The organism is Pseudoalteromonas sp. T1lg21 (genome assembly GCF_002964625.1).
Classification (GTDB): domain Bacteria; phylum Pseudomonadota; class Gammaproteobacteria; order Enterobacterales; family Alteromonadaceae; genus Pseudoalteromonas; species Pseudoalteromonas gelatinilytica.
On sequence record NZ_PQBX01000060.1, the window covers coordinates 96,874 to 122,586 of the forward strand.

Below are 25,713 nucleotides of genomic sequence, written 5' to 3' on the forward strand. Positions count from 1 at the left end.
GCTTAGTGGGGAGAACTAGTATTTAGGCCAGCCGTTCGCATCCCAATTCAGGGTGCTGATGAGCAATTTAGGGGTGCCATTATCACCTGCATCATAGGCATGACGAACAATCACATCGGTATTTAAAATGTCTTGTCCACCTGGACCTACCCATTGGCTATTACCCGCATCAAGAATGCTACCGCCGCTAGCTAGCATGTCGGTGCCATTTTTATCTAGGTATGGACCGCGGATGTCACTAGAGCGGCCGTACGCAATGCGGTAAGTGCTATTCGTGCCGTCACAGCATTTGCCAACCGACACAAACAAATAGTAGTAACCTTGGCGATACACTATGGTAGGTGCTTCGATACCACCTGAGCGACTTGCTAAAGAGTAGATTTGGCCAAATGGTTTCATGGTCATAGGGTTAATTCGCGTTAGTTTAATACCCGAATTCCATGAGCCAAAGGCAAGCCAAGGTGCACCATCTTTTGCCACCACAAGATCAGGGTCAATAGCGTTGTAATCATTGCTATTAGTCGTGTTAATGACTAAACCATCATCACGCCAATCACCGGTTGCTACACTGCTTGCTGAGGTAAGGCCAATAGCACTGACACGTGAACCAAAGGTTGAAATAGCATAATAAAGCCAGCTGCGACCATTGTAGCTTTTTAATTCAGGCGCCCAGACATCAATTCCATCATGATCTGGCACATAGTTACTCCACCAGCTTAAACCATTCGAAAAAATTGGTAGGGCATCATTCCAATTAACACCGTTGCTTGAATATTTTCCGTAAATACCAGGTCCTGTTTGAAAAACCCACCAAGTGCCATTTTCATAGCCAAGGGTTGGATCGTGAGTGACTAAACTACCTGTTAGTGGCCAGTGGTTTGCAGCGCCATTGGTCGTTGATGGATCCCAAGGGGTTGATTCAACATTAGCAAGCTTGGTTAGCTGCCATTGCTGCGCATCGCTGCCGTTGTAGCTCCACTGGCTAATATTTGCGCCATCGTTGCCATCAAAAGCATACAGGTCAAGAGCCTTACCACTGTGATCGTTAATAAAGCTGTAATAGCCGCTACCTTCCTCATTAATTTGCCAGTGTTGGCTGGCAAGATTCGCGTACTCATATTGCACCACATTGCCGCCATCGGCAGTCGAGAAGTCAAACACCTCTAAGGCTTTACCACTATTTAAGTTAATAACCGAATAGTTGCTGCCACCTATGTTGGTGATTAACCAGCGCTGGGTGTCGTGATTCGTGTCAGCCCATTGACTAACATTCGCACCATCGTTGGTTTGCGCGCTGGCTACTTCAACAAACTTAGCACTGTACTTTGATTTAATGGTGTATACGCCATTATCAATCGCATAAGCACTGGGCAGTATGAGGGTTGTTGCCAAGCTGAGCGCAGCAGCGCTTTTTTTGAAAGTATCATTGTGTCTCCAAATCATTGTTATTGAGCTTTCCTTGTGTGTTTTGCTCCTTGGATTAGTTTTGATCTACAGCGAGTAACTCAATTAAGAGCATTGGTGCAAATGAAAACTATTTATAATACTTTATTATATTATTACTTTTGTAAAGGTGATCGGTAAAAATAATTAACAAAAATTTTACCTTAAACCATTTTGGAAGGGACTTTAGTGTTTAGCTGAGATACAAAAAAGCCACTCAGTGAGTGGCTTTTCGAATGTTATTGAGTAATAAACTGGCTGGGAATATCCCATTTGAGGGTATGCAGTTGGCCTTGCCAAGTTTGGATGGTGATCCACAGTTTATCATCTGCTGATATGGTTTTAGGAGCTATCGCATGGGCGTGCTGACCATGATTGGTGCCATGCATTATGCCTTCTTCATCTTTAGCAAACTCCGTTAGTGCTAAAGGCGCTTGGCCAATATTTAAATACGCCTGACGAACATTGCTTATGTCACCTTGATTAAAGGCGATAAAGAAATCTTTAACATACTCATTGTGGTGTGAATACGGGGCATCTTCATTAAGTGGCATTGGAGCGATTTTAAATTCGCCCGCTTGTTGTTCTTGCCAAAGAGCAGGAAACTGAGGATTCAATGACTGATAAATAAACCATACAGGTAAAGCCAGTACCACAGCATGTAAAACATACTTTTTACGTTGCCACCAAGTTGCTTGTAAACGAGCCATTAGTTTGCCTCCTGAACGTTATTCACTGGCGCAGCTTGGCGCGCTTTTACAGGTTTGTTATTTACTAATTTTGCGGCGTACATCATAAAACCAGTGATCGACATACCACTTAAAATCAAACCAAAGATAAACCAAATAACTTTTGTCCACAGACCGCCAATATTACCGTAATGCAGCGGATCGGCGATATGCGAAAGGGTAAGTAGTCCCGACATGGTTTCTGGGCTCTTGCTTGCTGCAATTTCACCTGTCCAAGGATTAATTGAAGTTGAGTAAGCGTAGTTATCGTAGAAAATAGTATCGCCACTGCCCATGATATTAAACATGCCGCGGTTATGCTCTGGCAGCATCACATAGCTAGGTTTGAAATCTGGGTATTTCTCTTTTGTAATAGCCAGTGCCGCTTTTAAGTCGGTTGGCGGTGTTTGTTTATCCGCAGGTAAAGTTGACACTGCCACGAGCGGTGCGTGCTCTTCAATGTCTATTTCGTTATGCCACATGATGGCTTGCACCAAATACCACAGACCTGTAAGTGCCATTACTGCCATAAACCAAATTGACCAAACACCACTTAGGGTATGTAAATCTTTTAGAAAGGTTTTTTTACCTTGGTTAAAACGTAGTTTCGGCTGACTAAATGCGCGCCAAAAGTTTTTATAAATCACTAAGCCTGTTACTAGTGCACCTAAAATAACAAAAGCCATAGCGCTGACGAGGTAGTAACCTACGCTGTAACCTTCTTGCCAAGGGAAGAATAGCCAGCCGTGTAGGGTACGCATAAACTCAATGAATGAGATAGTGTCATTAACCGCTTGTACTTCGCCGGTGTATTGATTGACGTAAGCCACAGCGTAAGGTTTGTCGGTATCAGTGAAAATAACCGCATTAACCAAGTAAGGCTCATAAGTGAGTACACTCATTACATCGGCAGTCGGGTAGGCTTTTTCAACGCTATTAATAACTTGATCAACACCAAGGGCTGGTAAATCATTCGGGTTGTTTGCGCGTGCTTCACTGTTGGTCAGCCAAGTAAGCTCATGGCTTATAACAGATACAGTACCTGTGACGCAGATAAAGCAAAATAGCACCCATACTGGGAGCGAAAACCAACCATGCAGTTGGAACCAAAGACGTTTACTCATGGTAAAAATAGTCCGACGTTAATTGATGATAGTAATTGTTATCATTTAAATTGTACTACAATCTTTTGAACAAACACAATCTCTGTCGACGAGCTGCAAAAAAGGCGCTTTAAGCGCCTTTATCATTAGTTTGATTGAGGGTAACAATTCGTTGTGGGAAAGGAATTTCGATATTCGCTCCTTGAATTGCTTTAAATACATTGCGGTTCACCGCTAATTTGGTCTCAATAATTTTGGTGGTTGGCACCCAAAAGCGATAGCTCAAGGTAACACCGCTCTCAGCAAAGCGCTCAATACCGACTTGTGCATGAGGAGAGTCACTAACTAGCTCATGATCGTCTAACACTTTTTCGATAAGCTCAATTGCGAGGTCTGCATTGGCATCATAAGCGATGTCTATTTCACCTTTAACTAATGAATAGCTAAACGAGTTATGTAAAATCTCACCAACAATATGTTTGTTAGGAATGGTGATTTCGACTTTTTCTTCGTTAATCAGAATTGTGTGACCAAGCTCAATGGTTTTAACTTGCCCACTCACGCCTTTTACTTCAATAGTATCGCCAACAACAAATGGCCTTGTTGCAATGATAGCAAGGCCCGCACCGTAGTTTGAAAGCATGCCTTGCATTGCTAAACCAGCACCGAGTGATGCAGCACCAATGGCAGCGACAAATGGGGTCACGCTAATGCCAATTTTGCCAAGGGCAATAACCAAGAACATAATGATCAGCAATACTTTGATGACATTACTAACAAAGTTGGTGAGGGTAATATCGATATTGTGACGCTGCATGAGGCCTGCAACCATATTCGATACTTTTTGCGCAATCCATAATCCAATAAATAGAATTAAGATGGCACCTAAAATTTGCATACTGTAGGTGACCAAATATTCCATAATCAGATTGTAGTATTTTTCGACTTGCTGAATTTCTGAGTCAATCATGTGTTTTCCTAACAAGGTTACTGCGAATTCTGACTATACCAGAACATGCTGAATAACAGGATAAAGTATCGGCACTATTATCGCGCTGAGTAGCGCACTTAATGCCATCGCCACAGAGGCAAAGGCACCGGCTTTTGGCTGATCGCTAATTAATGATGCTGTCCCAATGGCATGACAAGCGGTACCAATGGCAACACCTTTTGCTTGTGCATTGCGGATATTGATAAGCGAGAAAATCAAATTACCAAATATAGCCCCAAGTACGCCAATAAAAATCACCATGGCTGCTGCTAAAGAAGGTATGCCGCCTAGCGACTCTGTTACTAACAAGGTGATGGGGGTAGTGACAGACAAACTTGCTAAAGATGCGCTTAGCTGTGCAGGGGCTGCAAAAAAATAACATATTAGCGAGGCGACTAAGGTGGCATTCATCACCCCTAAACTACAACTTATAAGGATTAGTAGCAGGTTCTTTTTGACATGGATAAATTGCTGATAAAGCGGTAAAGCCAATGCCACAATGGCAGGCTCAAGTAACCAGCTTAAAACTTTACTGTGCTCGGCAAAAGGCTCATAGGGGAGCTTAAGCGCCACTAACAACGCTGCAGTTAACACAATTGCCCAGCACACAGGATTACTAAGCGCTTTAGCCGTAGCGTGCTGGGTTTTCGCGTTTAAAAACCGCAGAACTAAGAAAAGTACAATAATGCACGGGACGCTGAGCCACCATAAACTAACTGTCATTTTCACGGCCCTTAAAATAGGTGATAACAGTGCCTATGAGTAAAACACTGGTCAGTGGCACGACAATAAAAATAGTCAGTAATAAAGGCCAGTTCTGCGAAATTAAACCTAGGTGCTCAATAATGCCAACCCCAGCAGGGATGAAGAACAACGGCATGTAATTAAGTAAAGGGCTGGCTGTTGGTTTTAAATGTTGTTCTTTTACGAGGCCCGTTAATAGTAGCATGAGCAGTAACACCATACCGAGTAACGGGGCAGGGAAAGAGCTTTCAAGCAAAGCCGTTAAAAACTTGGCAACGGCTAAGCAGGTAAGAATAATGACACTACTGATAAGGTATTTCATAAGTCAGGATAATTGCGAATAAAGTACAACTACATCATACCCTTGTCAGTTGTACTATGCGACTTTAGCTTACCATGATTTGGCATTATTAAACTGAATATCCTCTGCGCCTTTCGCCTTTGCAATCGCTTTTTTAGTATTTGGATTCATCAGTAAGCGAATTTGACTCCAGGTTTCTTTAGCGAGAATCTTGCGTTGCTGTGAACGGTAGCTTTGCTGAGTAATTCGTTTAATTGCAGCAAGGGTATCCGGCGAGCGCGCCATGAGGGTTTCTAGTACAGCATCGGTTTGTTTATCAACGTCATCAGTGAGTTGTGTAACTAAGCCATACTCTTTTGCGTCTTCAGCCGAGACCGGCCCTGCATGACTTGCCAACCAAAGTGCTTGGTCACGCTTCATTAAACCTGCAAGCACCACGTTAGCCCCCATATCAGGGCACAAGCCCCAACGCGCTTCCATGATCGCTAATTTAGCGTTTTTATCGACGATGCGGTAATCAGCACCGAGTGCGATTTGCATACCGCCACCAAAGCAGTGTCCGGTTACTTTTGCAATCACCGGAATACTTAAGTCTTGCCAACCTAGCACTACTTTTTGCGCTAAGTTTTGGTTTCCTGGTAACCACTTGAATAAAAGCTTGATGATATTGCTTGGCTTTTTCATTACCGCAGCAACATCCAGTCCAGAGCAAAAGTGTTCGCCTTCGCCAGAGATAACCACCGCACGTAAGCTGCGATCGCGTTTAATTTTTTTGATTACGTTTGAAAGCTCGACAAACATGGCAAAACTGAGCGCATTTTGTTTCTCTGGACGAGCAAGGCTAACCCATGCGACTTGTTGTTTTATTTCTAGTTTTATCATGGTAACTCCTCTGACCTGTTTGCTAGAGCTTACGAGTTAATTACAACTAAGTAAAGAATTGCTGATGTGTCGCAAGGAATCATTATATTTTCCAAAAATGGGTAACCTTGTCATATATTTAGTTACAAATTGGTGTATATTTTTAAAACAAAGATGCTAGTTCATCGCTAGTTTGATTTTGTGATTAGTTAGATACTTTCGCAAAATCCCATGACACGACTAGACTTAGCTTTAAGTCGCGCTACAAGGAGTAAATATATGCTGATGCGCAAAACAGCTCGCATAACAAAACAATCATCTCGTTCTTTGGCTTTTGCTGCAATTTCTGTAGCATTAACAACCACATTGGTTGGCTGTTCAGATGATAAAGCACAACAACAAGCTACGCCGCCACCGGCTGTATCAGTATTTAATGTCGTCACACAAGAAGTTGGTAATTACCGAGAATTTGTTGCTCGCACTGAAGCATTCCAAGAGGTTGCGATTAGAGCCCGTGTTGAGGGTGAACTCATTGAACGCCACTTTAATGAAGGCTCATCGGTTGAAAAAGATCAGCTCTTACTGCGTATTGACCCATCTGAGTACCGCTCGACTGTGTCAGAAGCTGAAGCTGATTTAAAAAGTAAAATTGCCGCAGCAGGCGCCGCTGAACGTGATTTAAAACGCGGCAAAGATGTGGCTGCGCAAGGTTTTATTTCACAATCAGACCTCGATAAACTAACCACTAATTTTGAGCAAACCACTGCAGCGGTAAAAGCCGCAGAGGCTGAGCTTGAAAAAGCGAAACTCAATTTAGGGTATACCGAAATTCGAGCGCCGTTTGCAGGGCGCATAGGTAAAGTAAACTATGACGTGGGAAATATTGTCGGCCCATCATCCAATGAACTAGCAGAGCTGACCGATGTCGACCCAATTTATGTGAGCTTTCAGGTTGAAGAAGCTGACTACATCTCTTATCGCCAAAATCATCAAGCACCCTCAGATAAAGACCCTCGTGATGTGCCTATTGATTTAACTTTACGCTTACCGAACAACTCGACTTTCGCTGATAAAGGCGTACTTGATTTTGCTGATACTAAAATTAACCGTAATACAGGCACGGTTGAACTTAGAGCTGCATTCGATAACCCAGATGGCATTGTCATGCCTGGCTTATTTGTCACTTTAATCGTTGAAAGCACGAACAAAAAAGAGTTGGCGTTGATCCCGCAGGTCGCAGTGCAAGAAAACCAACAAGGTAAGTTTGTGCTTGTTGTTGATGACGAAAACAAAGTGGCGATGCGAATCGTTAAGCTGGGTCGTCGTATTAATGCAATGTGGGTGGTTGAGTCAGGCTTAGAAGCTGGTGAAAGAGTGATTATTGAAGGCTTACAAAAAGTTCGCCAAGGCGTTGAAGTGAAAGCTGTTGAAAAAAATGTCGATGAAACAACCGGCACTATTTCTAGCAAAGCTAACTCTTAGGAGTGAGATATGATCAGTAAAACTTTTATATCTCGCCCAAAATTTGCCTTGGTAATTTCGATTGTTATTACCATTGCGGGTTTAATATCAATGGCCTTGCTGCCAGTGAATATGTACCCGCAAATAACCCCTCCGCAAGTACAAATTAGTGCTAGTTACCCAGGTGCAAGTGCGCAAATTGTCGAAGAGTCGGTGATCCGGCCCATAGAAGAGCAAGTTAATGGTGTTGAAGATATGATGTATATCGAATCAACATCGTCTAACAATGGTACGGCAAGTATCACTGTGTATTTTAAAGTCGGCACAGACACAGATATAGCCCAAGTTAACGTACAAAACCGTGTGGCACTTGCAGAAGCTGGGTTACCTGAAGAAGTTAAACGCCAAGGTGTGTCGGTTAAGAAAAAATCGAGCTCGATGCTTCTCGGTATCAACTTGTACTCGAATCAAGAAAATATCGACGCTATTTTCTTAAGTAACTATGCAACCAATTACTTAACCGAGCCACTTGGCCGTATTAATGGGGTTGCCTCTGCTGAAGTAATGGGGGAGCAAACCTATTCAATGCGTTTATGGTTACGCCCAGATCGAATGGCTTCACTGGGTTTAACTGTGTCAGAGGTTCAAGCAGCGCTACAAGAGCAAAATACCATCGTAGCAGCAGGTAAACTCGGTGCTGCACCCTCTGCACCAAGCCAGCAATTTGAATATTCGATTCAGGCAAAAGGGCGTTTAAAAACCCCTGAAGAGTTTGGTCAAACCATTATTCGCTCAAGCAAAGATGGTAACTTTGTGCGCTTAAACGATATTGCCCGTATAGAATTAGGTGCGGCAAGCTACAGCACAACAGCTAAATTAAACCAGCAAGACACTGCATTCTTAGTTATTTATCAGCTAACAGAAGCGAATGCGACACAAGTTGCCAACGATGTAAAAGCGCGTATGGCTGAGCTTGCTAAACAGCTACCTGATGGCGTTGAGTACTCAATTCCTTATGACACGACAGAGTTCATTAATCGCTCGATTGATGAAGTGGTTGTCACCCTTGTCCAAGCGGTGGGCTTGGTTATTTTAGTGGTATTTTTATTCTTACAAAATTGGCGCGCTACGCTCATTCCAACGGTGGCTATTCCGGTATCTTTGGTGGGGACTTTCGCGTTTATGATGATGATGGACTACTCCATCAACTTAATCACCTTGTTCGGTTTAGTGCTTGCAATAGGTATCGTAGTAGATGATGCCATTATTGTTATTGAAAACGTTGAAAGAATACTAAAAGAAGAAAAGCTACCAATTAAAGAAGCGGTTACCAAAGCGATGGAGCAGGTATCGGGGCCAATAGTGGCAACGACCTTAGTATTGCTTGCGGTGTTTGTGCCAGTAGGCTTTATGCCGGGAATAACCGGGGAGCTTTATAAGCAATTCTCGGTGACGATTTCTTTTGCGGTACTCATTTCATCTTTAAACGCACTGACATTAAGCCCTGCATTGTGTGCTTTATTGTTAAGCGAAAAGGCCATGAAGCCGATTAAGTGGTTAGCCCCGTTTGAAAACATCATTACTCGCTCAACCAAGGGTTACAGTAAGGTTATTAACTTTATTCTCAAACGTAGCGCGAGAATGGCACTATTTGCTCTGGTAATTTTTGCTGCCGCAGGGTGGCTAGTAAAAACAGTGCCTACAGGCTTTGTGCCAGCAGAAGATCAAGGCTTCCTGTTTGTTGATGTGCAATTACCAGATGCGGCAGCAAGCGGTCGTACCCAAGAAGTGATGCACAAGCTGGGGGATATTGTTAAAAATGAACCAGCGGCAACCGATTTTATTGCGGTGTCTGGTTTCTCATTACTCGGCGGTGCGGGTTCTAATAATGCGCTTGGTATCGTGGTACTCAAAGACTGGGAAGAGCGAACCAGCCCAGAGCTTGGTTTACGAGCTGTACTAACCCGTTTAATGGGGCAGTTTTGGGCAATGCCAGATGCGCAAATCATGGCCTTTAATCCGCCTGCAATTCCGGGGCTTGGTAACAGTGCTGGTTTTGAGTTTAGATTACAAGACAGTGAAGGGCGTGAGCCTGCTGAGCTTGCTCAAGTATTAAATGGCTTAATTTATGAAGCAAACCAGCGTCCAGAGCTTTCAAATGTTTACAGTACATTTAGAGCGAATGTGCCGCAGTATTTCCTTGAAATTGATCGCAATAAAGCAAAGGCTCAAGGGGTGGCGCTTAGCGATATTTTCTTAACTTTACAGGCGCAACTCGGCTCGTTATACATTAATGACTTTAACCAGTTCAGCCGTACTTACCGCGTTATCATGCAGGCAGAAAGCCGTTTTCGTCAAAACCCAGCAGATTTACAGTACTACTATGTACGTAATGATGAAGGGGCAATGGTGCCGCTCACTACATTAGCTAAACTTGAGCCAATCCTAGGCCCAACAAGCTTAACGCACTTTAACTTATACCGCAGTGCAAGCATTAGCGGGCAACCGGCAGCGGGTTATGCCAGTGGTGATGCGATTAAAGCGATGCAAGAGTTGGCCGAGCAATTACCTACAGGCTATGTGTATGAGTGGGCTGGGCAATCTAAACAAGAGATTGAAGCAGGTAACATGGCGCCAATCTTATTTGGTTTAGCGGTGGTGTTTGTGTATCTATTCTTGGTTGCGCAATACGAAAGCTGGACAATTCCGTTCTCGGTCATTGCAGCAGTGCCGCTGGCGTTATTTGGTGCCATGCTTGCGCTGTATGTGATTGGTATGGAAAACAACATCTATGCGCAGGTTGGTTTAGTGCTACTGATTGGCCTTTCCACTAAAACTGCTATCTTGATTGTTGAATTTGCTATGGAAGAGCGCGCGGCAGGCAAAGGTATTTTTGAAGCAGCCCTCAACGCGGCAAAATTACGATTTAGAGCGGTATTGATGACGGCACTGTCGTTTGTGCTTGGCGTATTACCGCTGGTGTTTGCAAGTGGCGCAGGGGCGGGTAGTCGCATATCGCTCGGTATTACCGTGCTATTCGGGATGTTAGCGGCAACCATTTTTGGTACTTTGCTTGTTCCGCTATTTTATACGCTCGTGCAATCAATGCGCGAAAAAATAAAAGGCACAGCAACCACAGAGTAAAAAGTCTTATAAATTACAAAAAAGTCAGGGTAACCTGGCTTTTTTTTTGGTAAAAATCAAAACAGGTTTGTTATCATAGCCAGATTCAAAAGTGACACACATGTGCAGAGGTTTAAGGAATGGCTGGTCCACGCTTATACAGTGAAGAAGAAGTAACACATCAGGCGTATGATATCTTTTTAGAGTTAGCACCTGATAACTTAAGCGAGCAAGATATTGCTGATTTTAACGAGCACAGAGAAGAGCTAGGTTTTATTGAAGAAAGTGAGCCTGACGATCAGTGGCAAGATTTTGTCGCATTAGAAATTGAACCTGAGCTATTTGTGCAAGTCTTAGTAGGACTTGAATTCGACAATCAAGATATTTTGTTTGCGAAAATTTTAATTAGCCGAGACAAAGATGCACCGTTTTGCCACATTCTTTGGAAAGATAGCGAATAACTCTCCAGCCGATGTTTGACTCTAGTTTTAAGACCATAAAACGAATTTTTTTGGCCGCCTTGCTTGTTAGCAGTGGGCAGGCTTTTGCTGTTGATCCGTTTGAAGACTTTCACGAATACGGGCAGCTATCAGAAGAAGAGATCCATCAAATCCATAAAGGCGAATTGCTATACGGAGATATGGAGTTTGGTTTTATGGTAAGCCGTGGCAATACCAACTCAACCAGCTTCAAACTCAAAGGTAACCTTTATCAAGATTTTGAAAAATGGCGTAACCAATTTAAGCTCGATACCTTATATAAACGTGACCGCAACGAAGAAACCGGCGATGAAGAAGTTTCTGCTGATCGTATTTTCGTGTCAGGCCAAGGTAACTATAAGCTAAATGTAAAAAGTGAGTCATTTTTCATTTATGGTGACTACGAGCGAGATAAATTTAGTGGTCTTGAGTTTAAGAGCACCATAGCGACGGGTTACGGTAACCGTATTTACCAAGGCAGTAAAAATAAAGTCGATATCGATGTGGGGCCGGGTTTATATCGCTCAGTGGCGGATCAAGATACAGCCACTGAAGAAGATGAAACAAAAACAGGTTACCTGCTTCGTTTAGCGCTGCAGTGGGAACGGACAGTCTCCACTCGTACTCGCTTTAATCAAGATGTGAGTTATGAACAATCGTTATCGGGATTAAACTCGCGTTTAAAATCAGAAACGTCATTGATCAGCAAAATTATGGGTGATGTATCACTCAAATTTACCTATATGTATCGCTATAACTCAAAACCAGAGGAAGATAAGCTCAAATACGATTCTGAGCTGAGTGCGACCTTTGTTTATAGCTTTTAAGAGAATCTCTTCGTATGTATCAACATAAGCAGTACGCTATTTTTATCTTTGTAATCTTAGGCTGGATAGGCGCTTTTATTGCCTTAGCTTGGAATTTAATTGGCGCCGATATACCTCTTATGGTGTTTAGCGCAATTCTAGTGCTGGTGGGCTTTTTGTTCCATGGCTTAACAATAAAAGTAAGTGATAAAACGGTAAGTTGGGCATTTGGGCCAGGTGTGTTTGGTAAAACCGTTAGCTTTGATGAGATTGAGTCTGTTCGAGCGGTAAGTAACTCATTTCGTCATGGTGTAGGCCTGCGCATTACGCATGATGGGTGGGTTTATAGTGTTTCAGGGTTCAGTGCAGTCGAACTGGCAATGAAAGACGGTACACACTACCGTTTAGGAACCAACGACCAAGAAGGTTTACTGGCTGCGCTTAGAGAGCATATTGCTGAACCAGAGCCAGCACTGGATGCACAGAAAGCAGCTGAATAAGCACTGAGATATAAAAAAAGCGCCAATGGCGCTTTTTTTATAGTCATGGTTTAGTGGCTGTGACCACAACCACCTTCACCGTGCACATGACCATGTGCTAATTCTTCTTCAGTTGCATCACGCACTTCTAGCACTTCAACATCAAAATGTAGGGTAATACCTGAAAGAGGGTGGTTACCATCTACAATAACGTCTTCGTCTTGAATCTCGATGATCATCACTGATTGATCACCGTCATCTGTCGTAGCGCGGAACTGCATACCCACTTCAATTTCCATACCTTCAAACATTGATTTTGGTACGGCTTGCATTAGATCATCATGGCGCTCACCATAGCCTTGCTCTGGTTCAACAGTAACGCTGAATGTATCACCCGCTTCTTTACCTAATAGCGCATTTTCGAGGCCTGGAATTAAGTAACCCGTGCCAACGATAAACACCAGTGGCTCACCATCGAAAGAATTGTCGATGGTATTTTTGTTATTATCCAATACTGAATAATGCATTTTTACCACTTTGTTTGCTGCTACGATCATAGTCATTCCTATTTATTCATCTTCGAGAGAGTAAGGCAGAGCTTGAATTGATAACTCTACCTGAGGGAGGTGTTTAACTCGCAAAATCTGACCGGCTTCATTGTCGTTTGGAAGCACAATCAGACCCATTAAAGTTTGCGTCTGTTGATTATAACTTTGGCTGATAAGCTTGCCAGCACGGCGCCAGTTTTCGCCTAGTTGAGTTTCGAGTTCAAGCTCATCAAGTAAACCATCTGCTTTACCAGATACGATATACATAGCGCGTTTATTTTTGCCTAAGTATTTCATACGCGCGACAGTTTCTTGCCCTGTGTAGCAGCCTTTTCTAAAGCTGATACCACCGAGCGCTTGCAAGTTAACCATTTGCGGCACGTACTCGCCAACCGCGTCACTGTTTAACGATGGCTCACCTGCTGCAATAGCAGCCTGTTGCCATAGCGCGTCATCATCAAGGGCTGTAACGTTATCAGGCAAACTAAACTCATCATTTACCATAAGTAATACGCGGTTATCAGCAAGCTTTAACGCTTTACCGCCCGCAAAATCGACTGCGCTGTGCTCATCGTCAAATTTAATTGCTAAGGCGTCTAAAGTTGCTGTTAGGTCATCGCCTAATAAGCCAATTAGCTGATTTTCGCATTGCTGAATTTCTACTTGCGAAAATACCGCATATTTTTTTAACTCGACTAGTGATTGCTCAACTTCAGGTTTTGAACCTGCAAGGTAATAGCTATCAAGATATGAAAACAATCTAAACACACCCCAAAGCTTGCCTTTGGCATTACAGTGACCAGCCCATAGGAAGTTATCATTATTTAGTTTGTTGATATCTTGAGTAATTTGTCCGTGAAGGTAAGACAACTTATCTTTGCCAGTTAGGCTGATAAGTGAATGAGATAAAGGACATGCGTAAACAGTCGACATAAAAACCTTCTTTACGATATGAATGAGCGCTAATGATAACTTAGTTAGGGTAGCAATTTAAATAGCTGTTTATTCGATGGCAATTTGGTAAACTGCAGACAAATAAGTACGAGGTTTAAAATGACTGAAATTCACAGTAAAGAACGTATTCGTTGGGCATGCCGTCGCGGTATGTTAGAACTTGATGTTTTATTTATGCCATTCGTTGAAGAAGCGTTTGACTCACTAACAAAAGAGCAACAAGCAGTATTTCAACGCTTACTTGAAAGCGATGATCCTGATTTATTCGCTTGGTTTATGGGCCACGAAGAGTGTAAAGACCCTGAACTTAACGGTATGGTCTCGTTAATTTTAGACCGAGTTCGTGTATAGATTTACCGTTACAAATAATACCCCAGACCACAAACCCTTTGTGGTCTTTTTTTGCTTGATAGCCATCATTTTATGTTTTGCTTATCAGCATATTATTGCTCAGCTGTTGGCATGTTTATGCTGTCTTATCATCGCCGTTATTAGCTTCAAAAAAGTCCAACAGTCACAACCTGAAAAGGGTGTTGTCATCTTAGAGCAAACGGATCTTAGGTTTGCAAGCGACACAATTAACATGCAAGGCCAGATAACGGCTAAAAGTTATGTGTTTGCTAATTTTGTTGTGCTGAGGTTAGCTGGGTTTTATCAATCACACTGGCTGATTATAAGCGCAGCCAGTGTTGATGAAGTGAGTTATTCGCGTTTAAAACGCGCGATTATTGCAGTGCAGCAACCGAATTAGGGGTTAATATTGTCGGCGTTGGGTTTTCGTTTTGCTCCGGGTAATCAATCGTGTAATGAAGACCACGGCTTTCCTTACGCTCAAGGGCACTGCGAATAATCAGCTCTGCAACCTGTACTAGGTTTCGAAGTTCTAATAAGTTATTTGTCACTCTAAAGTTCGCGTAATAGTCGTGAATTTCTTGCTGCAGTAATTCAACGCGGTGAAGTGCACGCTCTAAGCGTTTTGTTGAGCGCACAATACCCACGTAATCCCACATAAATAGTCTTAATTCATGCCAGTTGTGAGTAATAACGATTTCTTCGTCTGAGTTCGTTACGCGGCTTTCATCCCACTGCGGCAGAGCTTCAAGAGCTGGGCTTGCATCGATTTTGCTTAAAATATCTTTCGCTGCGGCATGGGCAAACACGATACATTCGAGTAACGAATTACTCGCCATACGATTAGCGCCATGTAAACCTGTGTAAGCCACTTCGCCAACCGCATAAAGGTTGTCTAAATCTGTACGGCCGTTAAAGTCAGTCATAACACCGCCACAGGTATAGTGTGCAGCCGGCACCACAGGAATGGCTTCTTTCGTAATGTCGAGGCCAACACTTAAACATTTGGCGTAAATAGTCGGGAAGTGCTCAATGATAAAATCTTTATCTTTATGGCTAATATCCAGATACACGCAGTTAGCACCAAGGCGTTTCATTTCAAAATCGATAGCGCGAGCAACGATATCGCGAGGAGCAAGTTCTTCGCGCTCATCAAAGTCTTTCATAAAGCGAGTGCCATCAGGGCGTTTTAAATACGCACCTTCACCGCGCATTGCTTCTGTGATCAAAAAGTTTTGCAGCTCTGGGTGATATAAACTTGTTGGGTGGAATTGGTTAAATTCCATATTGGCAACACGGCACCCTGCACGCCATGCCATTGCAATACCATCACCACTCGATACATCAGGGTTAGAGGTATATAAGTACACCTTGCTTGCGCCACCCGTTGCAAGTGATACAAACTTGGCAGCGATAGTTTCAACTTTTTTGTCAACACAGTTCCACACATATAAACCATGAATGTGTTTGCCTTTTTTACCTAGGCTTTTATCGCTGATCAAATCAATCGCATTATAGTTTTCTAATAGGGTGATATTAGGGTGTGCTTGCACTTGGCTAATTAAGGTTGTTTGCACAGCTCGGCCAGTTGCATCGGCAGCATGCAAAATACGGCGATGACTATGGCCACCTTCGCGAGTTAAATGAAAACGCTCTTTACCTTTTGAATCAAATTCCATATCAAAAGGCACACCTTGCTCAATCAGCCACTTTAAACATTTTTTAGCATTGCTCGCTGTGTAGTGAACCGCATCACGGTCACACAAGCCACCACCAGCATCGAGTGTATCTTCAACATGCGATTCAATGCTGTCATTCTTTTTATCAAATACTGCTGCAATACCACCTTGAGCATATAAGGTAGAACCTTCGGTTAATGCGCCTTTACTAAGGACTGTCACTTTACAATGGTTAGCAAGCGATAAAGCAAGAGAAAGGCCTGCGGCGCCGCTGCCAATGATAGCGACATCAGTAATGTGATGTTTATTTTGGTTCATGTCTGTGGTCTTTGCGGTTACAATGCTCGGCTAGTAGTGCCAAAAGTTTGAGCAAATAAATTTTTATGTGGTATACGTATATGTACCATATTTGCTTTAACACTATTAGTCATTTTAATACGTTATACCAATCTTATTAGTTTTATCGTCACATAAACAGTTTATTGTGAGCTGTTTTGAGCTGTGAAGTTTACTGACGCTGTATTGAGATAACCGTTGATTTTTCAGCAGTTATTAGGATTGTCGTGTAATAAGATTGGTATGACTCAATTTATTTGCGTGCTATTTTATAAAAAAATCATTTTAAACTGAACTTTTATATTCATGGTGCAGTCAGAGTTTGTGTAAACAATGGCGAGTATATGAATAGCAAGCAAGAATCAAACAGAGGAGTACCGGCTCGAATGAGCGAGCAGGATTTGGATTTAGCGCTAGTTAAAAGGGTCCAGCAAGGAGATAAAAACGCCTTCAACCTATTAGTTAGAAAATATCAGAATAAAATTGCAGGTTTGATTTCACGTTATGTATCAAACCAAGGTGATGTTGCTGATGTCGCACAAGAAGCCTTTATTAAAGCCTACCGTGCATTGCCTAACTTTAGAGGGGATAGCGCCTTTTATACTTGGTTATACCGTATCGCCGTAAATTGTGCTAAAAATTACTTAGTTGCGCAGGGCCGTAAGCCCCCAGCTAACGATGTTGATGCTGAAGAAGCAGAATTTTATGACAGTGCAGATGCAATGCGTTCAAACGCATCGCCAGAAAACCTGTTATTAAGTGACGAAGTACGTGCTGTAATTTTTAATACGATTGATAGTTTGCCTGAAGATCTAAAAACCGCGATTACCCTTCGTGAAATTGAAGGTATGAGCTATGAAGAAATAGCCGTGGTTATGGATTGCCCAGTGGGAACGGTGCGTTCACGTATTTTCCGTGCCCGTGAGGCGATTGATAATAAATTGAATCCATTAATAGGTGAGTCTTAGTATGACAAAAGCAGACGTTAACAAGTTGGATAATGAGCAGTTATCCGCGTTACTTGACGGCGAGCAGCAGTTAACTGATCAAGCGATCACAAACGACGATGTGTCTACATTTGGTCGTTACGCAATGATTGGTGATGTAATGCGTGCTGAGGCAAATAATAACGCTTTTAACTTTGACATTGCAGATGCAGTGGCTGAAGCACTTGAGCAAGAACCTGTTTACGCTGATTTCGCGAATAAAACAACGGCACCAAAAAGCGAAGAAATCGTGGCGGCAACAGGCACAGATAACGTGGTAGCATTTAATTGGCGTCGTCCATTTGCCCAAGTGGCCATTGCTGCAAGCGTTGCTATGTTTGCGATTGTGGGCGTACAAACTTTGCCACAAAACACCGAAGCGCCACAAAATGACATTCCAACCTTACAAACAGTGCCGTTAACCGGTATGGCTTCTCCTGTAAGTTACTCATCTGAGCAACCTGCATTAGAAAACGCTCAGCAAGGTTTACGTGAATTACAACAGCAACGTATTGGTGCGTTAGTTCTTGAACACCAACGTCAAGCGCGTGTTGCATATTCGCTAGAAGAATCGCAAACTGCAGATAATGCAGAAGAGGAAAAAAACTAATTAAATGAAAGTTTTTACTTTTATTTTGTCGCTGGTATTAACGGCCCCTGCCATTGCCAGCGACGAAAATCCCGCCAAAACATTATTACATGATATGGCTACGGCCGTTCATACTCGCAATTTTGACGCATCGTTTGTGGTTGTAAAAGGCCAAGCGATGGAGCCGTACCGCTGGCTACATGCAAAACAGGGTGATATTGAGCTAGAACATTTAAGTTTACTAAATGGTGCTGGTCTTGAAATGGTTCGCGTTGATGATCAAGTTACTTATTTTGAACCGCATTCAGAGCCTTACTCAGTTAAAACAGATTCTATTGCCGGACCTATTCCTGAAGTACTTTTTAAAGATATCGATAGATTAAGTGCCCATTATGATTTTGTACTGGGTGGAAAAGGTCGTATTGCAGGGCGTTCTGCACAGTTAGTGCGTATCGAATCTAAAGATGAATACAAGTACAACTATTGGATTTGGCTCGATACTGAGTCTTCGTTGTTACTTAAATCAGCCTATGTAAATCACAAAGGTGAGATGCTAGAGCAATTACAGCTAACTCACATTAGCGTTACCGAGCAACCTGCGCCGATGTTAGTTGAAATGCAAAACCGTGAGTTTCCTGCGGTGCTTTCAACCAATGATATAGCCAGTGATAGCGACGGCGCAGCAAATGATTGGAAAATTGGCTGGCTCCCTGATGGCTTCAAACTGTTAAAATCAGACCGCCATAAACTCGACCTAAACAATGAACTTGCTGACTATTATTTATATTCAGATGGGTTTGTTGAAGTGTCTGTTTTTATTCAAAGACCACTACCAGGTAAACGTGCAAGTGGCGCGTTATCATCGGGTGCAACAACGGTGTATGTGCACAATGGTGGTAGCTTTGATGTATCGGTTGTTGGTAATATCCCTGCTATGACAGCCAAAGCTATAGCTGAGTCGGTAGCGCGACCTCTTTAAATCATGATTGAACAAACACTCACTGTCGTGTCGGTTAAAGGCACGACAGCGAATTTAGAAGCCGAACAAAAGCAGGCCTGTGCCGGCTGTAATGGTCGCTGTGGTTCGCAAGTTTTTGCCAAACTGTTTGGCACAGCCAAAAAAACCTTCCCTTATACCTTTGATACAGAGCTACAAGTAGGTCAAAAAGTAACCTTGGCACTTGATGATAGCCATTTGGTCAAACATGCTATGGCTGTTTACATGTTGCCGCTGTTATTCAGTTTGGGTTTTGCTTTAATCGCATTTGCGGCATTTTCGCTAACCGAAGGCTGGCAAATTTTAGCGGCTGTGATCGGCGGTTTAACAGGCTATGCAATAGCAAAATCAAGGGTTAAGAGCCTTAAACATGATATTAAAGTAATAAAAATTCACCCAATTACTATTCCTTTCACTCAAATAGATGGTGATTAAAGCCAATTAAATGTAAAATTGTCGCTTTATACACTTAGTCCATTTTATATAGAAGTTTAGAATCCAGTTTATGAAGCATATCCGTAATTTTTCGATCATCGCCCATATTGACCATGGTAAATCGACTCTCTCTGACCGTCTTATCCAAGTCTGTGGTGGTTTAACAGACCGTGAAATGCAGCAGCAGGTGTTAGACTCAATGGACATTGAGCGTGAGCGTGGTATTACCATCAAAGCGCAAAGTGTAACGCTAAATTATAAAGCGAAAGATGGCGAAACATACCAGTTAAACTTTATCGACACGCCAGGACACGTTGACTTCACTTACGAAGTTTCTCGTTCACTTGCAGCCTGTGAAGGTGCACTTTTAGTTGTTGATGCGGGTCAAGGTGTTGAAGCTCAAACTTTGGCTAACTGCTACACAGCAATCGAAATGGATTTAGAAGTTATTCCTGTTCTAAACAAAATCGACTTACCACAAGCCGATCCACTTCGTGTAGCTGAAGAAATTGAAGATATCATTGGTATTGATGCCCTAGATGCTGTGCAATGTAGTGCGAAAACCGGTATTGGTATCGAAGACGTACTTGAAATCATTGTTAAAGATATCCCGCCACCAGAAGGTGACAAAGATAAGCCACTACAAGCGCTTATCATTGACTCATGGTTTGACCCATACCAAGGCGTTGTATCACTTGTGCGTATCAAGCATGGTGAATTACGCTCGGGTGATAAAATTAAGATCATGTCGAATGATCAGGTTCATATCGCAGATAAAGTGGGTATTTTCACACCAAAACAAACTAACACGGGTATCCTAAAAACCGGTGAAGTAGGCTTTGTTATTGCGGGTATTAAAGAAATCCATGGTGCACCAGTAGGTGATACCATCACTTTACAACGTCATTCTGCTCCTGAGCGTTTACCTGGCTTCCAACGCATTAAGCCGCAGGTTTATGCAGGTATGTTCCCTATTTCATCAGATGACTATGAGTCTTTCCGTGATGCGCTTGATAAATTAAGCTTGAACGATGCGTCGTTATTCTTTGAGCCAGAAAACTCTACAGCACTAGGCTTTGGTTTCCGTTGTGGCTTCTTAGGTATGCTACACATGGAAATCATCCAAGAGCGTCTTGAGCGTGAATACGACATTGATCTTATTACCACTGCGCCAACAGTAATCTACGAAGTAGAAACAAAAGACGGAACTAAACAGATTGATAACCCGTCTGACTTACCACCGGTAAACAACATTATTGAAATCCGTGAGCCAATCGTTGAAGCTAACATATTAGTTCCACAAGAGTTTTTAGGTAACGTAATTACACTTTGTGTTGAAAAACGTGGTCTACAAACTAAAATGAGCTACCATGGTAAGCAAGTTGCGGTGACATACGAATTACCGATGGCTGAAGTAGTCATGGACTTCTTCGATAAGTTAAAATCAACAAGCCGTGGTTTTGCATCGCTTGATTATAACTTTAAGCATTTCCAAGCTTCAGACATGGTACGTGTTGATGTACTTATTAATGGTGAGCGTGTTGATGCGTTAGCGATTATCGTACACCGTGATATCGCTCAATCACGTGGACGTCAGTTAGCTGAAGCACTGAAAGATTTAATTCCACGTCAGCAGTTTGATATTGCGATTCAAGCGGCAATTGGTCAGCATGTTATTGCTCGTACAACCGTTAAGCAATTACGTAAAAACGTAATCGCGAAATGTTACGGTGGTGACGTGAGCCGTAAGAAGAAACTGCTACAAAAACAAAAAGAAGGTAAAAAGCGAATGAAGCAACTAGGTAACGTTGAAGTACCTCAAGATGCATTCTTAGCTATCCTTAAAGTTGGTAAATAATTAGAAGTAAATAAAGGAATTAATGCATGGCGGGTTACTTTTCTATTTTCTTAGTGTTGCTAACGCTAGGCTCAGGATTAATTTGGTTAATCGACCACTTTATGTTTGCGCCAAAACGTCAGCAGCGCATTGCCCTTGCTCAAAATGCAGCAGGTGGTGAATTAGACGAAGAAACCGCTGCATTAATTGCGCCTGAGCCAAGTATCACTGAAACGGCTAAGTCAATTTTTCCGATGATTGCAGCGATTACGATTTTTCGCTCTTTCATTTTTGAACCGTTTCAAATTCCATCTGGCTCAATGATGCCAACCCTATTAGTGGGTGACTTCATTTTGGTACAGAAGTACTCATACGGCATCAAAGACCCAATTTGGCGCAGCCAGTTAGTTGATGTAAATGAACCTGAGCGTGGTGATATTGTGGTATTTAAATACCCATTAGACGAGCGTGTTGATTACATTAAACGTACGATTGGTTTACCGGGCGATAAAATTGTTTATCGCAATAAGCACCTTTATATTCAGCCAAAATGTGCAGAAGGTGTGACGCAGCAAGGTGATTTGCTGTGTAATGAATACAACAAAATTGATATGGAAATCCTCAATAGTGACGAGTTCAAGCAGGGTTCGATGAATTTAGTGCGCTTAGAAGAAAACCTAAGCACAGTGAATCATAATATTTTGATTAACCCGCAAGCTCCTGAAATGAAAGGCCGTTATTATCAACAACCGGGTACACGCTCAGACGAGTGGGTTGTTCCTGCCGATCATTATTTCATGATGGGTGATAACCGTGATAATAGCCAAGACAGTCGCTTTTGGGGCTTTGTACCAAAAGAAAACTTGGTAGGTAAAGCCGTCTTTATATGGATGAGTTTTGAATTTGAAAATGGCCCAGATGACTTTTTACCAGGCTGGGTTCCAACTGGTGTTCGTTTTGAACGCCTAGGTAATATTCAGTAACGATGAAAAAAAACGTAACAGAGTTATACAACAAAATAGGTTATACATTTACTGATCAAGCTTTGCTTGAGCAGGCAATGACGCACCGCAGTCATAAAGGCCAACATAATGAGCGCTTAGAGTTTCTGGGCGATTCAATTTTGAGCTTTGTGATTGCGAATGCGCTTTATACTAAATTTCCAAAAGCACGCGAAGGTGATTTAAGCCGTATGCGTTCGACCCTAGTGCGAGGTCAAACCTTGGCTGAATTTGGCCTTGAGTTTGGCTTAGGCGATTACTTACGCTTAGGTCCGGGTGAGCTTAAAAGCGGTGGTTTTCGCCGTGAATCAACCCTTGCTGATGCCGTAGAGGCGATTATTGGTGCGGTGTTCTTAGACTCAAACATTGAACAATGTGGTGAGTTAATTTTAAGTTGGTACGAGTCGCGTCTTGACGCAATTTCACCGGGCTTAAATCAAAAAGATCCGAAAACATTACTTCAAGAATACTTACAAGCGCGCAAATTATCGTTACCTGGCTACACTGTAATTGATACAAAAGGCCAAGCGCACAATCAAACATTCACGGTTGAATGTATTGTTGAAGGGATGGATAGCATTATCTCAGTAGGTAGCTCACGTCGTAAAGCTGAGCAAAAAGCCGCTGAAAAAGCCTTAAAGATACTTAAAAATGAATCTTGATGATTTAATTAGCAAAGAACCTGCAGAGCTAGATACGCACTGTGGGATGGTTGCCATTGTTGGCCGCCCAAATGTAGGTAAATCAACCTTACTTAACTATATTGTTGAGCAAAAGGTGTCTATTACTTCTCGTAAGCCACAAACCACGCGTCACCGTATTATGGGTATTCATACCGAAGGTAAATACCAGGCTGTTTATGTGGATACACCAGGCTTACACGTAGAAGAAAAACGCGCAATTAACCGTTTAATGAACCGTGCTGCATCAAGCTCAATTGGCGATGTAGAACTGATCATCTTTGTGGTTGAAGGCACACACTGGAACGAAGACGATGAGATGGTACTTAACAAAGTACGTCAAAGTGGTCGCCCAGTGTTATTAGTTATGAATAAAATTGACCAAGTGAAAGACCGCGATTTAGTGCTTCCGCACATGCATTTCTTGGGCAATAAGTTTGATTTTGTTGGTATTATTCCTGTTTCTGCGAAGCAAGGTAAAAATATTGAATTAATCAAACAAGAAGTAACCAAACGTCTGCCGCTTTGTGAGTTTTACTTCCCTGAAGATTACGTTACGGACCGCTCAATGCGTTTTATGGCGGCAGAAGTGATCCGTGAAAAGCTGATGCGCTTTATGGGCGATGAGTTACCGTACTCAGTGACCGTTGAGATCGAGCAGTTTAAATGGCAAGAAAACGGCGTTTGGCAAATCAATGGTTTGATCCTAGTTGAGCGTGAAACGCAAAAGCGTATGGTGATCGGCAATAAAGGCGAAAAGCTTAAAGTGATTGGCCGTGAAGCCCGTAAAGATCTTGAAGGCATGCTTGATAACAAAGTGTTTTTAGAACTTTGGGTAAAAGTGAAATCAGGTTGGGCCGATGATGAGCGTGCACTACGTAGCCTTGGCTATGGTGAAGACTAAGTAAAGTCCTACACGCCATGGATAGCGAATTCTACACAGCATACTTGCTGCACCGACGTCCATTTAGTGACTCGCAAGTCATGCTTGATATGCTGGTAGAAGGCGTAGGTCAGCTAAGAATGCTGGCTCGCATTAGTGGCCGCCAGGCCACTAAACATAAAGCACAATTACAACCTTTCCAATCACTGCTTGTACAATACAGCGGTAAGTCTGATTTAAAATACATCAATCGTTTTGAGCCCCATGGCGGGCAAACAATGTTAAAAGGCACCGAGCTCTATTGCGGCTTCTATATGAACGAATTAACCAATCGTATCGTACCTATCAATGAGCCGATGGAAAGCGTTTATCATTTGTATAAACAGCATCTTGACGAGTTATCAACCACTAAAAACCTACAAGCAGTGCTGCGTTCTTACGAGTTTCAACTTTTAGAGATGCTGGGTTATGGCGTTGATTTTAGCGTTGATGCCGAAGGGGATGAAATAAACGATGCAGCAAATTACCAGTACTTTGCTGAATACGGTTTTTTACTGCATGACGACCCTCATAGTGGTTTTTCAGGAAAGCAATTAAATGCCATAGCGGCTCATGACTTTAGCGCCCCTGATGTGTTATATATGGCAAAGCAATTAAGTCGATACCTACTCAAGCCTTTACTTGGCAAAAAGCCATTAAAAAGCCGTGAGTTATTTATTAAGTAGGCTGATGAACAGCCTTGAATCGTTGTTTTAAACAGGTAAAAAAATGAAAGATATTCTTCTTGGTGTAAACGTTGATCACATTGCCACTTTACGCCAAGCGCGTGGCACGAGTTACCCAGATCCTGCGCATGCTGCAGCTGTTGCAGAGCATGCTGGTGCAGATGGTATCACCATTCATTTGCGTGAAGACCGTCGTCACATTCAAGACCGCGACGTATATGTGATGGCAAAAACGATTCAAACACGTATGAATCTTGAGATTGCAGTCACCGATGAAATGATCGACATCGCCCTTGAAGTGAAACCTGCTTATGTTTGTTTAGTGCCTGAAAAGCGTGAAGAGCTTACCACTGAGGGTGGCCTTGATGTTGTGGGTAATTTTGAAAAAGTAAAAGCAGCTACAGAAAAGCTAACAGCAGCAGGAATTAAGGTTTCGTTATTCATTGATGCTGACAACGCGCAACTTGACGCTGCAAAAGCATGTAATGCTCCTTACGTTGAAATTCACACCGGTGCTTATGCCGATGCTGAAAATGACGAAGAGCTTCACACTGAGCTTGAGCGCATTCGTAGCGGCGTACAATATGCTGATAGCCTAGGTTTAATCGTAAATGCAGGTCATGGTCTTCATTATCACAATGTAAAACCCATTGCGGCAATGCCAGAAATTTATGAGTTAAACATTGGTCATGCGATTATTGCCCGTGCAGCGATTGATGGTTTAGAAAAAGCAGTCAGCGATATGAAACGTTTAATGATTGAAGCAAGACTTTAGCTGACGGCTTTAATAAGAGCCAGCAAATTTGAATACTGAACGCGGTGGAGATAATATCCACCGCGTTTTTATTTGTTCAGGTAAACAATAAATTCTGAGAGGTAGGATGATAACAGTGGCGATAGGCAGAGTAGGGTTACTATGTAATGATGTTTTTTCTTGAAACTTTTCAAAACACCATCATCTATGGCCGACAATTCACCTTTCTTAACTGAATGAAACACAATTGAGTTAGGTTTTACTCCCATTAAACGGGCTTTATTCTCGTATTCTTGCCATTGCTCTGTGTAATTGATCTTTACGTAATCGTTTACCATTCCACCAAGCTTTTTATAACTGAGAATAAACCAAAAGAACGATAATGATGTAAAAATCAAAAATAAAATAAAAAACATTAATCTTCCTTGATATTCATGCT

Annotated in this window: 28 protein-coding genes; 17 read left to right on the plus strand and 11 right to left on the minus strand. The window is 42.4% G+C overall.

The features are described 5' to 3' along the window. Positions 1 to 15: 15 nt before the first annotated feature. The 7 genes from C2M25_RS14330 to C2M25_RS14360 form a co-directional block, all read right to left on the minus strand. A complete protein-coding gene (locus C2M25_RS14330) occupies positions 16 to 1,443 on the minus strand; it encodes a family 43 glycosylhydrolase (RefSeq protein ID WP_105181411.1) in 1,428 nt (475 codons plus the stop codon). A gap of 239 nt (positions 1,444 to 1,682) precedes the next feature. After that, entirely contained in the window at positions 1,683 to 2,153 is a 471-nt protein-coding gene (locus C2M25_RS14335) for a hypothetical protein (RefSeq protein ID WP_054554318.1), read from the minus strand. Beyond that, positions 2,153 to 3,304, minus strand: a complete 1,152-nt coding sequence (locus C2M25_RS14340; RefSeq protein ID WP_105175283.1) for a PepSY-associated TM helix domain-containing protein — start codon at positions 3,302 to 3,304, stop codon at positions 2,153 to 2,155. Before C2M25_RS14340 ends, C2M25_RS14335 begins: the two co-directional genes overlap by 1 nt. Before the next feature lie 100 nt (positions 3,305 to 3,404). Further along, complete coding sequence (locus tag C2M25_RS14345) at positions 3,405 to 4,244, minus strand: mechanosensitive ion channel family protein (protein WP_105181412.1); 840 nt, start codon at positions 4,242 to 4,244, stop codon at positions 3,405 to 3,407. Between the two features lie 33 nt (positions 4,245 to 4,277). Beyond that, complete coding sequence (locus C2M25_RS14350) at positions 4,278 to 4,988, minus strand: LrgB family protein (RefSeq protein WP_063706428.1); 711 nt, start codon at positions 4,986 to 4,988, stop codon at positions 4,278 to 4,280. Further along, entirely contained in the window at positions 4,978 to 5,331 is a 354-nt protein-coding gene (locus tag C2M25_RS14355; RefSeq protein ID WP_063706430.1) for a CidA/LrgA family protein, read from the minus strand. The genes C2M25_RS14350 and C2M25_RS14355 overlap by 11 nt, the downstream gene beginning before the upstream one ends. 69 nt (positions 5,332 to 5,400) lie before the next feature. Beyond that, a complete protein-coding gene (locus tag C2M25_RS14360; RefSeq protein ID WP_063706431.1) occupies positions 5,401 to 6,192 on the minus strand; it encodes a crotonase/enoyl-CoA hydratase family protein in 792 nt (263 codons plus the stop codon). Between the two features lie 258 nt (positions 6,193 to 6,450). On the opposite strand from C2M25_RS14360, the gene C2M25_RS14365 reads away from it, so the two are divergent. From C2M25_RS14365 to C2M25_RS14385, 5 genes are all read left to right on the plus strand, one after another. Then, on the plus strand, positions 6,451 to 7,653 hold the full coding sequence (locus C2M25_RS14365) for an efflux RND transporter periplasmic adaptor subunit (RefSeq protein WP_229677542.1): 1,203 nt from the start codon (positions 6,451 to 6,453) through the stop codon (positions 7,651 to 7,653). A 9-nt stretch (positions 7,654 to 7,662) separates the two neighbouring features. Beyond that, complete coding sequence (locus tag C2M25_RS14370; RefSeq protein WP_105175280.1) at positions 7,663 to 10,776, plus strand: efflux RND transporter permease subunit; 3,114 nt, start codon at positions 7,663 to 7,665, stop codon at positions 10,774 to 10,776. Positions 10,777 to 10,895: 119 nt separating this feature from the next. Beyond that, positions 10,896 to 11,216 carry an HI1450 family dsDNA-mimic protein gene (locus tag C2M25_RS14375; RefSeq protein ID WP_063706435.1) on the plus strand — a complete coding sequence of 107 codons (321 nt, stop codon included), beginning with the start codon at positions 10,896 to 10,898 and terminating at the stop codon, positions 11,214 to 11,216. 11 nt (positions 11,217 to 11,227) lie between these two features. After that, positions 11,228 to 12,061 carry a DUF481 domain-containing protein gene (locus C2M25_RS14380; protein WP_105175279.1) on the plus strand — a complete coding sequence of 278 codons (834 nt, stop codon included), beginning with the start codon at positions 11,228 to 11,230 and terminating at the stop codon, positions 12,059 to 12,061. A 14-nt stretch (positions 12,062 to 12,075) separates the two neighbouring features. Beyond that, positions 12,076 to 12,540, plus strand: a complete 465-nt coding sequence (locus C2M25_RS14385; protein ID WP_063706437.1) for a hypothetical protein — start codon at positions 12,076 to 12,078, stop codon at positions 12,538 to 12,540. Positions 12,541 to 12,590: 50 nt separating this feature from the next. On the opposite strand, the gene C2M25_RS14390 is transcribed toward C2M25_RS14385, so the two are convergent. Both C2M25_RS14390 and ygfZ read right to left on the minus strand, forming a co-directional pair. Beyond that, positions 12,591 to 13,076, minus strand: a complete 486-nt coding sequence (locus C2M25_RS14390) for an FKBP-type peptidyl-prolyl cis-trans isomerase (RefSeq protein ID WP_063706439.1) — start codon at positions 13,074 to 13,076, stop codon at positions 12,591 to 12,593. Between the two features lie 12 nt (positions 13,077 to 13,088). Further along, positions 13,089 to 14,000, minus strand: coding sequence for a tRNA-modifying protein YgfZ (gene ygfZ, locus C2M25_RS14395; RefSeq protein ID WP_105181413.1), 912 nt, complete (start codon positions 13,998 to 14,000; stop codon positions 13,089 to 13,091). Between the two features lie 120 nt (positions 14,001 to 14,120). Between ygfZ and C2M25_RS14400 the strand changes: the two genes are divergently transcribed. Together C2M25_RS14400 and C2M25_RS14405 are read left to right on the plus strand one after the other, a co-directional pair. Then, positions 14,121 to 14,372: an FAD assembly factor SdhE gene (locus C2M25_RS14400; RefSeq protein ID WP_063706443.1), complete on the plus strand. Its 252-nt coding sequence runs from the start codon at positions 14,121 to 14,123 to the stop codon at positions 14,370 to 14,372. 55 nt (positions 14,373 to 14,427) lie between these two features. Beyond that, positions 14,428 to 14,772, plus strand: a complete 345-nt coding sequence (locus C2M25_RS14405) for a hypothetical protein (RefSeq protein ID WP_063707192.1) — start codon at positions 14,428 to 14,430, stop codon at positions 14,770 to 14,772. Here the strand turns inward: C2M25_RS14405 and nadB are convergent. Then, complete coding sequence (gene nadB, locus C2M25_RS14410; protein WP_063706445.1) at positions 14,747 to 16,369, minus strand: L-aspartate oxidase; 1,623 nt, start codon at positions 16,367 to 16,369, stop codon at positions 14,747 to 14,749. The genes C2M25_RS14405 and nadB overlap by 26 nt on opposite strands. Positions 16,370 to 16,773: 404 nt before the next feature. Between nadB and rpoE the strand changes: the two genes are divergently transcribed. From rpoE to pdxJ, 10 genes are all read left to right on the plus strand, one after another. Then, a complete protein-coding gene (gene rpoE, locus C2M25_RS14415) occupies positions 16,774 to 17,355 on the plus strand; it encodes an RNA polymerase sigma factor RpoE (protein ID WP_036969086.1) in 582 nt (193 codons plus the stop codon). A 1-nt stretch (position 17,356) separates the two neighbouring features. Next, on the plus strand, positions 17,357 to 17,983 hold the full coding sequence (locus C2M25_RS14420) for a sigma-E factor negative regulatory protein (protein WP_063706447.1): 627 nt from the start codon (positions 17,357 to 17,359) through the stop codon (positions 17,981 to 17,983). A gap of 4 nt (positions 17,984 to 17,987) precedes the next feature. After that, positions 17,988 to 18,941: a MucB/RseB C-terminal domain-containing protein gene (locus C2M25_RS14425; RefSeq protein WP_105175276.1), complete on the plus strand. Its 954-nt coding sequence runs from the start codon at positions 17,988 to 17,990 to the stop codon at positions 18,939 to 18,941. Between the two features lie 3 nt (positions 18,942 to 18,944). After that, positions 18,945 to 19,394, plus strand: a complete 450-nt coding sequence (locus C2M25_RS14430) for a SoxR reducing system RseC family protein (protein WP_105181414.1) — start codon at positions 18,945 to 18,947, stop codon at positions 19,392 to 19,394. Between the two features lie 70 nt (positions 19,395 to 19,464). Continuing rightward, positions 19,465 to 21,252, plus strand: a complete 1,788-nt coding sequence (gene lepA / locus C2M25_RS14435; protein ID WP_105181415.1) for a translation elongation factor 4 — start codon at positions 19,465 to 19,467, stop codon at positions 21,250 to 21,252. A gap of 26 nt (positions 21,253 to 21,278) precedes the next feature. After that, on the plus strand, positions 21,279 to 22,214 hold the full coding sequence (lepB, locus tag C2M25_RS14440) for a signal peptidase I (protein ID WP_105181416.1): 936 nt from the start codon (positions 21,279 to 21,281) through the stop codon (positions 22,212 to 22,214). Between the two features lie 2 nt (positions 22,215 to 22,216). Further along, positions 22,217 to 22,894: a ribonuclease III gene (gene rnc / locus C2M25_RS14445; protein WP_054554337.1), complete on the plus strand. Its 678-nt coding sequence runs from the start codon at positions 22,217 to 22,219 to the stop codon at positions 22,892 to 22,894. Beyond that, entirely contained in the window at positions 22,884 to 23,816 is a 933-nt protein-coding gene (gene era / locus C2M25_RS14450; RefSeq protein WP_063706456.1) for a GTPase Era, read from the plus strand. Before rnc ends, era begins: the two co-directional genes overlap by 11 nt. Before the next feature lie 17 nt (positions 23,817 to 23,833). Next, complete coding sequence (gene recO / locus C2M25_RS14455) at positions 23,834 to 24,520, plus strand: DNA repair protein RecO (RefSeq protein ID WP_063706458.1); 687 nt, start codon at positions 23,834 to 23,836, stop codon at positions 24,518 to 24,520. A gap of 43 nt (positions 24,521 to 24,563) precedes the next feature. Beyond that, a complete protein-coding gene (pdxJ, locus tag C2M25_RS14460; RefSeq protein WP_054554340.1) occupies positions 24,564 to 25,295 on the plus strand; it encodes a pyridoxine 5'-phosphate synthase in 732 nt (243 codons plus the stop codon). Between the two features lie 68 nt (positions 25,296 to 25,363). Here the strand turns inward: pdxJ and C2M25_RS14465 are convergent, their stop codons facing one another. Next, positions 25,364 to 25,690 (minus strand): hypothetical protein, encoded by a 327-nt coding sequence (locus C2M25_RS14465; RefSeq protein ID WP_105181417.1) that lies wholly within the window; start codon positions 25,688 to 25,690, stop codon positions 25,364 to 25,366. Positions 25,691 to 25,713 lie beyond the last annotated feature (23 nt).